The sequence below is a fragment of the Microbacterium sp. 69-7 genome (genome assembly GCF_001897985.1).
Lineage (GTDB): Bacteria > Actinomycetota > Actinomycetes > Actinomycetales > Microbacteriaceae > Microbacterium > Microbacterium laevaniformans.
Genome location: NZ_MKRU01000036.1, coordinates 1 through 13,816, shown reverse-complemented (window position 1 = coordinate 13,816; position 13,816 = coordinate 1). Strand labels below are relative to the sequence as shown.

Annotated in this window: 16 protein-coding genes and 2 tRNA genes; 9 read left to right on the top strand and 9 right to left on the bottom strand. The window is 66.9% G+C overall.

Annotated elements, in window-relative coordinates; all coding sequences use genetic code 11:
* The 4 genes from BGN98_RS03595 to orn all read right to left on the bottom strand — a co-directional run.
* Positions 1-183: ATP-dependent Clp protease adaptor ClpS (locus BGN98_RS03595; RefSeq protein ID WP_288119603.1), on the bottom strand; the 183-nt coding region annotated here is incomplete at its 3' end.
* Positions 180-530, bottom strand: coding sequence for a metallopeptidase family protein (locus BGN98_RS03590; RefSeq protein WP_036285558.1), 351 nt, complete (start codon positions 528-530; stop codon positions 180-182). The genes BGN98_RS03590 and BGN98_RS03595, both read right to left, overlap by 4 nt.
* A 24-nt stretch (positions 531-554) precedes the next feature.
* A tRNA-His gene (locus BGN98_RS03585) sits at positions 555-630 on the bottom strand.
* 34 nt (positions 631-664) lie between these two features.
* Positions 665-1,288 carry an oligoribonuclease gene (orn, locus tag BGN98_RS03580; RefSeq protein WP_036285393.1) on the bottom strand — a complete coding sequence of 208 codons (624 nt, stop codon included), beginning with the start codon at positions 1,286-1,288 and terminating at the stop codon, positions 665-667.
* Between the two features lie 86 nt (positions 1,289-1,374).
* Here orn and BGN98_RS03575 point away from each other — a divergent pair.
* Positions 1,375-1,446, top strand: a tRNA-Arg gene (locus BGN98_RS03575).
* A gap of 17 nt (positions 1,447-1,463) precedes the next feature.
* Here BGN98_RS03575 and BGN98_RS03570 read toward each other — a convergent pair.
* Positions 1,464-2,525, bottom strand: coding sequence for a methionine synthase (locus tag BGN98_RS03570; RefSeq protein WP_036285395.1), 1,062 nt, complete (start codon positions 2,523-2,525; stop codon positions 1,464-1,466).
* Complete coding sequence (locus BGN98_RS03565) at positions 2,522-3,514, bottom strand: putative oxygenase MesX (RefSeq protein ID WP_036285397.1); 993 nt, start codon at positions 3,512-3,514, stop codon at positions 2,522-2,524. The genes BGN98_RS03570 and BGN98_RS03565 overlap by 4 nt, the downstream gene beginning before the upstream one ends.
* Positions 3,515-3,633: 119 nt before the next feature.
* Between BGN98_RS03565 and BGN98_RS03560 the strand changes: the two genes are divergently transcribed.
* On the top strand, positions 3,634-4,575 hold the full coding sequence (locus BGN98_RS03560; protein WP_061683244.1) for a LysR family transcriptional regulator: 942 nt from the start codon (positions 3,634-3,636) through the stop codon (positions 4,573-4,575).
* A gap of 67 nt (positions 4,576-4,642) precedes the next feature.
* A complete protein-coding gene (locus BGN98_RS03555; RefSeq protein WP_036285410.1) occupies positions 4,643-4,852 on the top strand; it encodes a hypothetical protein in 210 nt (69 codons plus the stop codon).
* 53 nt (positions 4,853-4,905) lie between these two features.
* Here BGN98_RS03555 and yczE read toward each other — a convergent pair whose 3' ends face one another.
* The gene (yczE, locus tag BGN98_RS03550) at positions 4,906-5,550 is read right to left on the bottom strand and encodes a membrane protein YczE (protein WP_061683243.1); all 645 of its coding nucleotides are present in this window, start codon (positions 5,548-5,550) and stop codon (positions 4,906-4,908) included.
* Between the two features lie 62 nt (positions 5,551-5,612).
* Between yczE and yczR the strand changes: the two genes are divergently transcribed.
* The 5 genes from yczR to BGN98_RS03525 all read left to right on the top strand — a co-directional run bounded on the left by yczR (position 5,613) and on the right by BGN98_RS03525 (position 10,804).
* Positions 5,613-7,028: a MocR-like transcription factor YczR gene (yczR, locus tag BGN98_RS03545; protein WP_061683242.1), complete on the top strand. Its 1,416-nt coding sequence runs from the start codon at positions 5,613-5,615 to the stop codon at positions 7,026-7,028.
* A 532-nt stretch (positions 7,029-7,560) separates the two neighbouring features.
* Positions 7,561-8,094 (top strand): single-stranded DNA-binding protein, encoded by a 534-nt coding sequence (locus BGN98_RS03540; protein ID WP_061683241.1) that lies wholly within the window; start codon positions 7,561-7,563, stop codon positions 8,092-8,094.
* A gap of 19 nt (positions 8,095-8,113) precedes the next feature.
* On the top strand, positions 8,114-8,605 hold the full coding sequence (locus BGN98_RS03535) for a DUF6993 domain-containing protein (RefSeq protein ID WP_036316709.1): 492 nt from the start codon (positions 8,114-8,116) through the stop codon (positions 8,603-8,605).
* A gap of 53 nt (positions 8,606-8,658) precedes the next feature.
* A complete protein-coding gene (ettA, locus tag BGN98_RS03530) occupies positions 8,659-10,338 on the top strand; it encodes an energy-dependent translational throttle protein EttA (protein ID WP_061683240.1) in 1,680 nt (559 codons plus the stop codon).
* A complete protein-coding gene (locus tag BGN98_RS03525; protein WP_005050305.1) occupies positions 10,331-10,804 on the top strand; it encodes an acyl-CoA thioesterase in 474 nt (157 codons plus the stop codon). Before ettA ends, BGN98_RS03525 begins: the two co-directional genes overlap by 8 nt.
* Positions 10,805-10,826: 22 nt before the next feature.
* Here BGN98_RS03525 and BGN98_RS03520 read toward each other — a convergent pair whose 3' ends face one another.
* Positions 10,827-11,693, bottom strand: coding sequence for an acyl-CoA thioesterase (locus tag BGN98_RS03520; protein ID WP_005050306.1), 867 nt, complete (start codon positions 11,691-11,693; stop codon positions 10,827-10,829).
* A gap of 56 nt (positions 11,694-11,749) precedes the next feature.
* Between BGN98_RS03520 and BGN98_RS03515 the strand changes: the two genes are divergently transcribed.
* The gene (locus BGN98_RS03515) at positions 11,750-12,418 is read left to right on the top strand and encodes a DUF8185 domain-containing protein (protein WP_061683239.1); all 669 of its coding nucleotides are present in this window, start codon (positions 11,750-11,752) and stop codon (positions 12,416-12,418) included.
* 34 nt (positions 12,419-12,452) lie between these two features.
* On the opposite strand, the gene BGN98_RS03510 is transcribed toward BGN98_RS03515, so the two are convergent.
* A partial coding sequence (locus BGN98_RS03510) for an FAD-binding dehydrogenase (RefSeq protein WP_288119598.1) occupies positions 12,453-13,816 on the bottom strand: 1,364 nt, incomplete at its 5' end.

Sequence of the window (13,816 nt, the reverse complement as noted above, 5' to 3'; positions counted from 1 at the left end):
GCCCTCGTGGTGCACCAGCAGCATCAGACGCTCGGCGTGCTCGCGGGTGTAACCGAAGTAGGTGCGGAAGACATGCACGACGTAGCTCATCAAGTTGACCGGATCGTTCCAGACCACCGTCTGCCAGGGACCGGTCACCTCCGAGCGCTCCTCCAGGCGGACATCCTCGAGGGGAATCGTCATGCCCAACCCAACTCGTGCAGGCGCTCGTCGTCGATCCCGTAGAAGTGCGCGATCTCGTGCACCAGTGTGGTGTGCACTTCGTCCCGGAGCTCCACGATCGAGCCGCAGGCGTGCAAATGCGGCTCACGGTAGAGGATGATCCGGTCGGGCAGCTCCCCGGTGCCGTAACGGTCGCGCTCTGTCAACGCCAGACCGTCGTAGAGACCGAGCAGGTCGAGGGAACCGTCCTCGGGCCGGTCCTCGACGACGAAGACGACGTTGTCGAGTCCGACGAGCATGCGCTCGGGCAGCAGATCGAGTTCGTCGGAGACGAGAGCTTCGAACGCGTCGGCGTCCATCTCGATCATGTCGACATCCCGATCGGGGAGAAGTGGGGTGGCTAACGGGGCTTGAACCCGCGACCCCCGCGACCACAACGCGGTGCTCTACCAACTGAGCTATAGCCACCATGCGCCTGCTTCCAGGCAACCAGACGATTGTATTACACACCGGAGGCATACGACGACACGACGGCGGCCGCCGCGTCGCGTGCCTGGTCGCTGGAGGGCCCCGGCTCCGGAACGAAGACGGCCTGCCGGTAGTACGCCAGCTCACGAATCGACTCGAGGATGTCGGCCAGTGCCCGGTGGCCACCGTCCTTCGCCGGCGCGTTGAAGTACGCCCGCGGGTACCAGCGACGAGACAGCTCTTTGATGCTGGAGACGTCGACGCTGCGGTAATGGAGCCAGCGGTCGACACGCGGCATGTACTTTGCAAGGAACATCCGGTCGGTGCCGATCGTGTTTCCCGCAAGCGGCGCCTTGCCCTCAGGAGCGAACCTCTGGATGTACTCGAGAGCTTCGAACTCCGCCTCGGCCAGGCTGATACCGTCCGGGATCTCGGCGAGGAGCCCGGATGTCTCGTGCATACGGGTGACGAAATCGTTCATGTTCGCCAGCGCCGAGGCGTCAGGTTTGATCACCACCTGGAAGCCGGGGTCGAGGACGTTGAGCTCGAAGTCGGTGACCACGATCGCGATCTCGACGAGTTCGTCGACGTCGAGGTCGAGACCGGTCATCTCGCAATCGATCCAGACGAGACGATCGTTCTCCGCGGCATTCACCATGCGTTCATCCTAATGAGGGCCTGCGACCTCGGCACCGATGCGTCACGATCAGCGACGGGCCGGCGACCACAGTACGCTGGGAGAGCGCCTCCGTAGCTCAGTGGAAGAGCGACGGCCTTCTAATCCGTTGGTCGCAGGTTCGAATCCTGCCGGGGGCACCGCATCGAGCCGCGCGTCACGAGTCTGCGCCTGCCAGCTCGGCGCGTACGAGTGCTGCTCCGGCGGACAGTGCGCTCAGTTTGCCGAATGCGACCTCCCGTGACAGCGGGGCCATCCCGCAGTTCGAACTCGGAATCAGCTTGTCGGCGTCGACGAACGGCAACGCCCGCCGCAGCACCGCCGCGACCTCTTCCGGGGTCTCGACGTGCGCGCTGGCCACGTCGAGGGCGCCGAGCATGACCTTCTTGCCGCGGATGAGTTCGATGAGCTCGATCGGCACATTCGAGTGCTGGCTCTCCAGCGAGACGATATCGATACGCGAGCGCTGCAGAAGAGGGAAGGACTCCTCGTACTGACGCCACTCGGATCCGAGTGTCGCCTTCCAATCGGTGTTCGCCTTGATGCCGTACCCGTAGCAGATGTGCACCGCGGTCTCGACGCGCAGGCCCTCCGCGGCGCGTTCGAGCGCAGCGATTCCCCAGTCCTTCAACTCGTCGAAGAAGACGTTGAACGCCGGCTCGTCGAACTGGATGATGTCCACTCCGGCGGCTTCGAGTTCGCGAGCCTCCTCATTGAGGATCGTCGCGAACTCCCACGCGAGCCTTTCACGGCTGCCATAGTGCCGATCCGCCAACGTGTCGATCATCGTCATCGGTCCTGGCAGAGCCCATTTGATGGGCAGATCGGTCTGCCCGCGCAAGAACGCCGCATCCTCGACGAAGACGGACGCGCGACGACCGACCGCGCCGACCACCGTCGGCACGCTGGCGTCGTAGCGGTTGCGGATACGCACCGTCTCGCGGTTGTCGAAGTCGACGCCGTCGAGGTGCTCGATGAAGGTCGTGACGAAGTGCTGACGGGTCTGTTCGCCATCGGTGATGATGTCGACGCCGCGCCGCTGCTGCTCGTGCACCACGGCGCGCAGCGCGTCGCGTTTGCCATCGGCGAGCACGTCGCCGTGCAGCTGCCACGGCGACCAGAGCACCTCGGGCTCGGCGAGCCAGGCGGGCTTGGGGAGGCTGCCGACCGTCGTCACCGGCAGCAGAGGAGCCTGATGGACGGTGCCGTCGCCGGTCATGCGACGGGCTCCGCCACGCCGGCGATCCACTGTTCCAGGGTCTGGAGGTGGGGCTTCACGAAGTACTCCTCGGCGTAGCGGCCCTGGGTGACGGCTAGCTGGCTGCGCTCCTCACGGTCGTAGTCGATCTCGGTGCGGACGAAGTCGACATGATCCAGGGTGGGACGGTAGACCTCGCCGGCGGGGGTGAGTGCGTTGTACACCTCGGGACGATAGATCTTCTGGAACGTCTCCATCGTCGCGATCGTGCCGATCAGTTGCAGATCGGAGAAGTCGTTCAGCAGGTCGCCGCGGAAGTAGAACGCCAGTGGCGCGACGGAGCCGCGCGGCATGAAGTAGCGCACCTGCAGACCCATCCGCGCGAAGTAATCGTCGGTGAGAGAGAAGGCATCCTGAACGTACTCGGTGCCGAGCACCGGGTGCACGAGGCCCGTGCGACGGTACGCGCGGCTGGTCGACACGCTGATGCAGATCACCGGCGAACCCGCGAAGCGCTGCCGGTAGGCATCCGACGCCAAGAACCGTTGGAAGAGCTCACCGTGCAGGATGCCGAAATCCTCCGGAACGGTGAACGTTCCCGCGGCGGCTGTCGCTGCCGGCAGCACGACGCTGAAATCGTAGTCGCGCAGATATGAGGAGAAGTTGTTCCCGACGATGCCGCGGTGGCGCTCACCCGTGCGGTGATCCAGGATGCCGACGTCGAGAACCTCGATGATGGGGAAGCGCTCGGCCTCGGCCGTGTCGTCGAATTGCAGCTGCACCGTTACGATGTCGAGTTCGACCCGATAGCGCTCGGCGCCCTGATCGTCGCCGGCGGCGAGCTCGTTGAACCGACGGTCGATCATCGCGAGCGCGTTGCGGAGGTTCTGGCGGCGCCCGGCGCCACGCGCCAGATTCGCGAAGTTCGTCGTCACACGCGAATGTGCGGCGGGTGCGTAATCCTCGTCGAAACGAGTGGTCGTGATGCTGAAAGCGATGTCGTTCGCCATGCGAGGGCCAATCCTGGGCAGGGGCCGGTACGGCCGCGAATGATGCTGATCCGAGCATGCGGGACGAGCGCTGTCATCGAGTAATGCGCTCAAACTATGAGCCCATATAGTCTGTGGCTATGTCTCGGCCCCCGATGGGAATCACATTGCAGCAGCTCCAGTACTTTATCGAGGTCGCTGCGGAGGGGTCGATCAGTGCGGCGGCCGACCTGCTGTTCGTGTCACAGCCGACGATGTCCGCTGCGATGCGCGACCTCGAGAAGAAGATCGGACGCGACCTGCTGCTGCGAACCGCCCGCGGAGTGAGCCTGACCACCGACGGCATCGAGTTTCTCGGATACGCCCGCCAGGTCGTCGAGCAGGCTGCACTGCTCGAACAGCGCTACCTCGGCGCTGCTCCCTCGCGGCGCCTGCTGGGCGTCTCCACCCAGCACTACTCCTTCGCCGTCGACGCGTTCGTCCGCATGGTCAGAGCAACTGATGCCGCCGAGTACGAGTTCTCGCTGCGGGAGACGCGCACCTTCGACATCATCGAGGATGTGCGCACGCTGCGCAGCGAACTCGGCATCCTGTTTCGCAATGAGTTCAACCGCAACGTCATCGGAAAGCTCCTGCGCGACTCGGGGTTGGCATTTCACGCGCTCTTCGTCGCTGCACCGCACGTCTTCGTCTCGCGCCGAAACCCGCTCTCGCTGCAGCGGAGCGTGAGTCTCGAAGACCTCTCATCGTTGCCTCGACTCACGTTCGATCAGGGTGCGAACAACTCGTTCTACTTCGCCGAAGAGATCCTGTCGACGCTGTCGAGCTCGCGCGAGATCCGCGTCTCGGATCGCGCCACGATCTTCAACCTGATGATCGGCTTGAACGGTTACACCATCTCGACGGGCATCATCAGCGACGACCTCGATCCCGAGATCGTGGCCGTTGCGCTCGACGTCGACGAGCAGATCGAGATCGGATGGATCGGGCGCACGGCGGTGCCGTTGACCGACCAGGCCCAGCGCTACCTCACCGAACTGCGCCAGGTGGTGGCCGGCTTCGGAGTGTCGCTCGTCGGATGACGGTGAGCCGACCCCTCGATAGTTCCGCCGCGAGCGCGTACCGTCGGCGGTGACGAGAGGAGTCATCATGACCTCGGCATCATCCACCTTGTGGGTCGCATACGGCACTGACGGCAACGTCGTCGGCACGGTGAGAAAGAGCGAGGAGGGCTACACGCCCACGGTCGCCGGCGCCACCGCGAGTGTCGGCACGTATCCGTCCATGGAGGTCGCGAAGAGCGCCCTCCACAGCCACCTTGCTCCCGGGTCCGACTGGCCGCAGTTCCGCCAGCACTAGGCGCTCTGCTGCGCAGCCCGCACCGCCACGGCGCGCGTCCCTGCGCGATCGGATCAGCCCACGCGCGGGGCGCCCGCCGCCGCGACCGGGTCTCGACCGGGGTCGACCTGGGCCGCGGCCCCGCGACGTGACACGTCGAGCAGTCGCAGAGCGACGTGGACCAGGGGACCGATGCCGGCTGCGAACAGCACCGTGCCGAGGCCCACGGTGCCGCCGAGGAGCCACCCGAACAGAAGCACGGTCGCCTCGATCGTGAGTCGACATGCCCACACCGGCCACCCGAGCCGGGAGTTCATGCCGGTCATGAGGCCATCGCGCGGCCCCGGCCCCAAACGCGCTCCGATGTAGATTCCCGAGGCCAGCGCGACCAGCGCCATCCCGCCGAGGAACACGATCACTTGCGTCACGAATCCATTCATCGCCGGAAGCGCCAAGATCGTCAGCTGCATGCTGGTTCCGACGAGGAGGATGTTGGCAAGGGTGCCGATGCCCGGCCGTTGGCGCAGCGGAATCCACAGCAGCAGCACGAGCAGGCCGACGAGGTTCGTGATCCATCCGATGCCCGCCCCCGTCTGCACCGACAGTCCCTGCGCGAAGACCGTCCAAGGATCCACGCCGATCTGGGCCTGCACCATGACGCCGCAACCAACGCCGTAGAGGATGAGACCGATGAGCAGGCGAGCAAGACGTGCAGTCATGCAGCAATCCAATCTCACAATTGGACATCTACTACCAGTCCAATTCGGATACTGTGGCCACCATGGACTCGAGGATCGGGGCGCGGACGTTCGCCGGGATGCTGGGCGGGTGGCGCACGCGGGAGCCGGCGTATGAGGCCCTCGCCGACAGCATCCGCATCCTGTGCCTCGACAACCGCATCGCCGCGCACACCGCTCTTCCCGCCGAACGAGAACTCGCCGCTGCACTCTCGGTGAGCCGAACGACGGTCGCTGCGGCATATCGCAGCCTGCGCGACACCGGTCATATCGCAAGCCTTCGCGGATCGGGAAGCGTGACGACGGCGCGGCCGAGCCGTGACATCGGAGGCGCAGCGGCCACGACCGGCGCCATCGATTTGCAACAGGCCAGTCCCGCCGCGTGGCCGGGGCTCGCCGGCATCATCGCGGAGGCCGCGGCGGATGCCGCACGCATCGTCGCTCGGTCGGGCTATGACATCCGGGGCGCCATCGAACTCCGAGAAGCGATCGCAGACCGATACAGCGCACGCGGCATCCCGACCGACCCGAGCCAGATCGTCGTGACGACAGGTGCGCAGGCGGCGATCCACCTCCTGTCGACCGTTCTCGTCGGTCGTGGGGATCGGGTGGTCATCGAGAGGCCGACGTACCCCCATGCGGCCGAGGCGATTCGTGCCGCCGGCGCGCGACTGGTAGCTGTGCCGGTCACGATCGGCGGAGGCTGGGACCTCGATCGCGCGGCTCAAGTGTTCACACGAACGCAGCCACGGATGGCCTATCTGATGCCACGCTTCCAGAACCCGACGGGCCGCTCGATGACGGACGAGGAAGAGGCAGCCTTCGCACACGCTGCCCGCGCCTCGCGCGCCACTCTCGTCATCGACGAGACCACCGCCGATCTGACCATCGACGTTCCCGCCGCATCACCGGCGTTCGGCCACGATGCCGTGGTGCGCGTCGGCTCGCTCGGCAAGATCGTCTGGGGTGGTCTGCGCATCGGGTGGATCCGCGCGGACGGGGAACTCGTGCAGCGAATCGTCGCGGCGCGCCCCGCCAGGGAACTGGGCACACCGGATTTCGAGCAGGCGGTCGCCGCTCGTCTCTTCAGCCACCTGCCGGAGATTCTCACGCAGCGTTCTCTGCTGCTCAGATCGGGCCGAGACGCTCTCGTCGATGCGCTCACCCGCCGCCTGCCGGAGTGGAAGATCCCGCAGGTGCACGGCGGCGTGGCGCTCTGGGTGGAGCTGGATGCTCCTCTGAGCACGGGGCTCGTCCTCGCAGCCCGCGCCCATGGCGTTTCTCTCTCGTCCGGGTCGCGATTCGGGGTCGACGGGACGCACGACCGTCATCTCCGCCTGCCTTTCACGGCACCACCCGAGGAGCTCCGACGCGCCGTCGACACGCTCGCCGACGCGTGGCCCTCGGTGCGAGCCGCCGCCCCCGTGCACGGCGGCGAGATCCTCGACGCGGTGGTGTGACGAGCGCGGCTTGCTCGTCAGCGCAGATACGCCAGGCACTCGACCGCCTCGTCGAGCCTGCAGAACGAGCCCAGCTCGCGCATTCTGGCTCGGGCGAGTTCGAAGCGCTCCGCGTGAAAACGCGTCCCCTGCGCCGACTGCTCGCGCCGGACGTGTCCGATCACGACGCCGCGTCTGTCGATGACCCTCCACCGACGGTCGGACACCGCTCGCAAGGAACACCCGCGCACGGACCGAGGTAGGGCCGTTGCCGCACTGATCATGTCGCCACTCCCGTCACCGTCACTGACACCGCCACTTTCGAAGATACGTTCTCCCTCCGACATCGTCGGCACCCCCGGGCCCCGCCGTCGGACGACCGATCGAGGCCTCCTCCCCATCTCTGCGCTTCGGCGCCGTCTCCACAATCTGCTCGCGCCTCGCGTCGACGCTCTGCGACGAGAAGGACGCTGGGGGTGCCGCGGCGCACGAAGGATACGCCGGTCGCGGCGCCAGCCGGATCGTCCGGGCATCGAAGACAAGGAGAGTCATCATGAGCGATCGCATCACCGTCATCGGCAACGTCGCGTCCCAGCCCGAGCGTCGGGAACTGCCGGGCGGCATCCCCGCCATCAGTTTTCGACTCGCGAGCAGCGAACGACGCCTCGAGAACGGTCAGTGGGTCGACAGTCACACCAATTGGTACTGGGTTTCGGCATACAGGAAGCTGGCCGATCACGCCCTGGCATCGTTGGAGAAGGGGCAGCGGGTCATCGTCACCGGACGGTTCCGCGTCAAGCAATGGGAGTCGGGAGGAAAGAGCGGATCCTCCGCCGAGATCGACGCCGACGGACTCGGCCATGACCTCATGTTCGGCACCACGAGCTTCCAGAAGGGAACCACACCGTCGGCGTCCGCGACTGTGGCGCAAAGCACGGGGTGGGCCGTGCCCGGCGACGGCCCCTCCGACATTCCACAGAGCACGGATGCTTCCAGCGACGCGGCCTCCTCACCCGAAGAACCGGATGTCGCCCTCGTCAGTGCCAGCGGGTGGGCCACAGCGGGCGAGGACACAACCCCGTTCTGACGCCGCCTAGACTCGTGACGTGCGAAACGTCGGTCAGCGTGCGGTCCCTTTCTCCCTCGCCGCATGCGTCGGCGTGGTCCTCATGCTCAGCGGCTGCACCACCGCAGCCCCCACCCCGACACCCACACTGTCGGTGTCCCTCACGCCCACGGCGACACCCACACCGACTCCGACGGGACCAGCGCTGATGCCGAACGGCTCTGCCACCCAGAATCTGCCCTACTTCACGTCGATCGTCGACGCGGTGGCGTCCGGTCCACAGGCGGCGCAGGGGCGGGCATACATCGACGCGCTCACTGCGGGCGGCTTCGACAAGTCGGCCATGGAAGTCACGCAGGATCTGACGACGGTCGGAAATCAGGCCGACTCGATCCAGTTCTCCGTCAAGTGGAAGGGCGAGTGCCTGGTCGGACAGGTCGGCCCGTCGGTACCCGGCCCGCAGGCGCGCGTGCTTCCGCTCGTGCCGGAGGGCACGTGCCTGGTCGGACAGACACGCCCGATCGACTGGTGACCAGCCGCCCGCACGCCGTGGAGGTCACCACGGCCGCGTAGACTTGGCCCGTTATGGCCGAATACATCTACTCCATGGTCCGTGCCCGCAAAGCGGTGGGCGAGAAGCTCATCCTCGACGACGTCACGATGGCGTTCCTCCCCGGGGCCAAGATCGGCATGGTCGGCCCCAACGGCGCCGGCAAGTCGACGATCCTGAAGATCATGGCCGGTCTGGACGCGCCGTCCAACGGTGAGGCCAAGCTGACGCCGGGCTTCACTGTCGGCATCCTGATGCAGGAGCCCGAGCTCGACGAGACCAAGACGGTCCTGGAGAACATCCAGGAGGGCGTGGCGATCAAGGCCAAGGTCGACCGCTTCAACGAGATCTCGGCGCTGATGGCCGACCCGGACGCAGATTTCGATTCCCTGCTGGCCGAGATGGGCGTGCTGCAGGAAGAGATCGACGCGGCCGACGGCTGGGACCTCGACTCGCAGCTCGAGCAGGCCATGGACGCGCTGCGCACCCCGCCCGCGGACGAGCCGGTGACCAAGCTCTCCGGAGGCGAGCGCCGCCGGGTGGCACTGGCGAAGCTGCTGCTGCAGAAGCCCGACCTGCTGCTGCTGGACGAGCCCACCAACCACCTGGACGCGGAGAGCGTTCTCTGGCTCGAACAGCACCTGCAGTCGTACAAGGGCGCGGTCATCGCCATCACCCACGACCGGTACTTCCTCGACAATGTCGCGGAGTGGATCGCCGAGGTCGACCGCGGCCGGCTCATCGGCTACGAGGGCAACTATTCGACCTATCTGGAGAAGAAGGCCGAGCGCCTCGACATCCAGGGCAAGAAGGACGCGAAGCTCGCCAAGCGCCTCAAGGACGAGCTCGACTGGGTCCGTTCCTCGGCGAAGGGGCGTCAGACGAAGTCGAAGGCTCGTCTCGCCCGATACGAAGAGATGGCGTCCGAGGCGGAGCGTACGCGCAAGCTCGATTTCGAAGAGATCCAGATCCCGGCAGGTCCCCGATTGGGCAGCGTCGTCATCGAAGCCAAGAAGCTCCAGAAGGGCTTCGGCGATCGCTCCCTCATCGACGGGCTGAGCTTCAGCCTGCCCCCGAACGGCATCGTGGGTGTCATCGGCCCCAACGGCGTCGGAAAGACGACGCTCTTCAAGACGATCGTGGGCCTCGAGCCGCTCGACGGCGGCGATCTCAAGGTCGGCGAGACGGTCAAGATCAGCTACGTCGACCAGAGCCGCGCCAACATCGACCCGAACAAGACGCTGTGGGAGGTCGTCTCGGACGGCCTCGACATCATCACGGTCGGCAAGACCGAGATCCCCTCGCGTGCCTATGTGTCGAAGTTCGGCTTCAAGGGCCCGGACCAGCAGAAGAAGGCGGGGGTGCTCTCCGGCGGTGAGCGCAACCGTCTCAACCTGGCGCTCACCCTGAAGGAGGGCGGCAACCTGCTCCTGCTCGACGAGCCCACCAACGACCTCGATGTCGAGACGCTGAGCTCGCTCGAGAACGCCCTCCTGGAGTTCCCGGGCTGCGCGGTGGTGATCACCCACGACCGGTGGTTCCTCGACCGCATCGCGACCCACATCCTCGCCTACGAGGGCACCGACGAGCACCCCGACAAGTGGTACTGGTTCGAGGGCAACTTCGAGGCGTACGAGGCCAACAAGATCGAGCGCCTCGGCCCGGACGCGGCCAACCCGCACCGCTCGACCCACCGCAAGCTCACCCGTGACTGAGCGACTGCACGTCCCCATCCACCTGCGATGGGGCGACCTCGACGCCTTCAACCACGTCAACAACGCGACGATGCTGAAGCTGCTCGAAGAAGCGCGTGTGCGGGTGTTCTGGACGCCGGTCTTCGGCGACGAAGCACCCGACACGGCGGTGATCGAGGCGGGTACGGATGCCGGTGTGCTGACGCTCATCGCTCATCAGGAGATCGAGTATCTCGCGCCGGTGCCGTACAGGCGCGAGCCGCTCGACATCCAGATGTGGTTCGGAAAGCTCGGAGGATCGAGTATCGAGGTCTGCTACGAGGTCTACAGCCCGCGCGGCGACGAGCGTCAGACGCTGTATGCGAAGGCATCCTCATCCGTCGTGCTCGTCGAAGCAGACACCTTCCGACCGGTGCGACTCACCGACACGATGCGTGACGCGTGGGCTCCCTACCTCGGTGACCCGGTGTCGTTCCGGCGGCGCTGACAGCCCGACGAGTCAGCCGGTGTCAGGGGACGCGGACCATGATCTCCTGCCCGACCGAAGCGACGAGTTCGCCCTCGCGCGTGAAGATCCGACCCGAAGAGAGCCCGCGCCCGGCGCGCGCGCTGGGCGAGTTCTGCACGTACAGCAGCCACTCGTCGACGCGCACGGGCCGGTGCCACCACATCGCGTGATCGAGGCTGGCGACCTTCAGCCCGGGCTGCGACCAGGCGATCCCATGACCGCGCAGCACCGGCTCCTGGATGGTCAGATCGCTCATATAGGCCAAGACGGCGCGATGCAGCGCGGGATCGCTCCCGATAGGCCGCTTCGCCCGCATCCAGACGTTCTGGGCGGGAACGTGCTCGCCATGCACCGCGTCGTAGATCGCTCCCTCGGCATGCACGACCTCGATCGGGTTGCGATCCAGAAGGCGCTGCGACAGCGGATGCCGCCGCGTCGTCTCCCATCGCGCGAGCGCCTCTTCGGGACCGAGGACGTCCTCCGGCATGCGGCTCTGGTGGTCCAACCCGGCATCCTCGTGTTCGAAGGAGGCGATCATCGAGAAGATCGGCACCCCGTCCTGGTAGACCTGCGTGCGGCGCGTGGAGAAGGAGCGGCCGTCGTGGATGCGATCGACCGACAGGGTGACTCCCCGCGTCGCGTCGCCGGGGCGCAGGAAGTACCCGTGCATCGAATGGGGCACGCGATCGTCGCCGGTCGTCCTGTCCGCGGCGATGATGGCCTGGGCCAGCACCTGGCCCCCGAAGATGCGGCCCGTCGGCATCGGGTGGGAGATCCCGGTGAAGATGTCCTCGGTCGTCCGGGCGTCACCGGAGGAGATATCCAGGACGTCCAGCATTTCGGCGACCGGATCGGTCTCGCCGCGCATCCCTGCTCCCACACGCTCTCCGTCCGTGATCCGTACCGCTTGATAGTTTAAGTCGGATGTCTGCACAGCTGTGGTTCCCCGACCCTTCGACGAGGTCGGACGTCCTCACTTTCGCCGACCGCGCTGCGAGACTCGGTGACGGCGCCGTGCGCCTGCGCGCCGCAGGGGGGACACTCGCGCTGACGTCGGCGCCGCTCGCACCCCAGAGCCTGCTGGAGTCCACCCCGACCGTGCTCGGGATGCGGTTCGTGCGCGTCGACCCCGAACTCGAGTGCGATCTCGTCGTGGATGCCGCGTCACTCACGATCGGCGACGACCCGCGCGCGGTTGTTCTCCCCGACTCCGCCGTCACGGCACCGTGGGCGGGAGTGTCTCCGCCGCGGGGCGGCTGGGTGGAGGAGAGCAGCATCGAGGCCGCCACACTCGCCTCGCGCGCGCAATGGGGCATCGCGGCCGTGGCCGAAGCGGTCCCCGAGGCCGCCGGCGAAGACGTGGTCCGGCTCGTGCGCGCCCAGGTGTGGGGGGAGGCCGACGGGGAGCTGGGCCAGCTGCCCCGTGGGGTGGCGTTCGCCGCCTTCGCTCTGGGCTTCATCGCCGGTGGCGAGACGGCCGCGGTTCGGCGCAGCGGCCCGTGGACGCGGATCACTCTGCAACGCGGGCACGTGCTGACACGGACGCGCGTGCACACGGGGCTGACGGAGGTTCGGGCGACGGGCGTCGCCTGAAACGTGATCTGACCCGCCCCGCGGCGATGGCACACTAACCGACTGCCGCCCGTCCCGCGATGCGACCGGAGAAGAGGCATCCGCCGACGAAGGTGCCCTCCAGAGCCCGGTAGCCGTGCACACCGCCGCCGCCGAAGCCCGCCGCCTCACCGGCGGCGAACAGCCCCGGGATCACGGAGCCCCGTTCGTCCAACGCCCGTGCCGACAGGTCTGTCTTGATGCCCCCGAGAGACTTCCGCGTGAGGACGTGGAGCTTGACGGCGATCAGCGGTCCGTTCGCCGGGTCGAGAATCCGGTGAGGTGCCGCGGTGCGGATGAGGCGGTCGCCGCGGAACGCGCGTGCGGATCTGAGCATCGCGATCTGCGCATCCTTCGTGAAGTCGTTGGCGATCTCGCGGTCGCGCGCCTCGATCTCGCGGCGCACGAGCTCCGGATCGAGCACCTCGCCACCGGGAAGAGCCCGCATGCCCTCGATCAACTCGTCCAACGACCTGCGGACGACGAAATCCGCTCCCCGGTCCATGAAGGCTTTGACGGGACCTGCGGCTCCCTTGCCGAGTCGCGAACGCAGCAGCAGACGCACGTCTTTCCCGGTGAGATCGGGATTCTGCTCGCTTCCGGAGAGCGTGAACTCCTTTTCGATGATCTTCTGCGACAGCACGAACCAGGAATGGTCATGTCCCGTGCGCCGCAGGTGCGCCAGTGTGCCGAGCGTGTCGAACCCGGGGTACAACGGCACCGGGAGGCGCGCACCCGTCGCCTCGAGCCACACCGACGACGGGCCCGGGAGAATCCGGATGCCGTGGTTCGGCCAGATCGGACTCCAGTTCTGGATGCCCTCGACGTAGTGCCACATGCGGTCCCCATTGATCAGGTGCGCCCCGGCCGCCCGCGCGACGGGCTGCATGGACCCGTCGACGTACGCGGGGACGCCCGTGATCATCCGCGTCGGCGGCGTGCCCAATCGCGCCGGCCACTGTGCGCGGACGAGATCGTGGTTGCCGCCAATGCCGCCGGAGGACACGATCGTCGCGGCCGCGAGGATCTCGAACGAGCCGACGACGTCCCGCGACGTCTGCTCTCCTCGCGCGGCCGCTGAGGGGGCGAGCACGTCGCCGTGCGCGCCCGTCACACCCCCCGCGTGGGTCCTCAGTGCCGTGACGCGGTGACGGGGGAGGATCGTGATGCGCCCGGTCGCTTCCGCGGCCTCCACGGACGCCTGGAACGGCGCGACCAGTCCTGGGCCCGTTCCCCAGGTGATGTGGAAGCGCGGCACAGAGTTTCCCGGGCCCGTCGCGTTGTATCCACCGCGCTCCGCCCACCCGACGACGGGGAAGAAGCCGACCCCCTTCTCCCTCAACCAGGCCCGGTTCTCTCCGCTCGCGAAGTCGAGGTAGG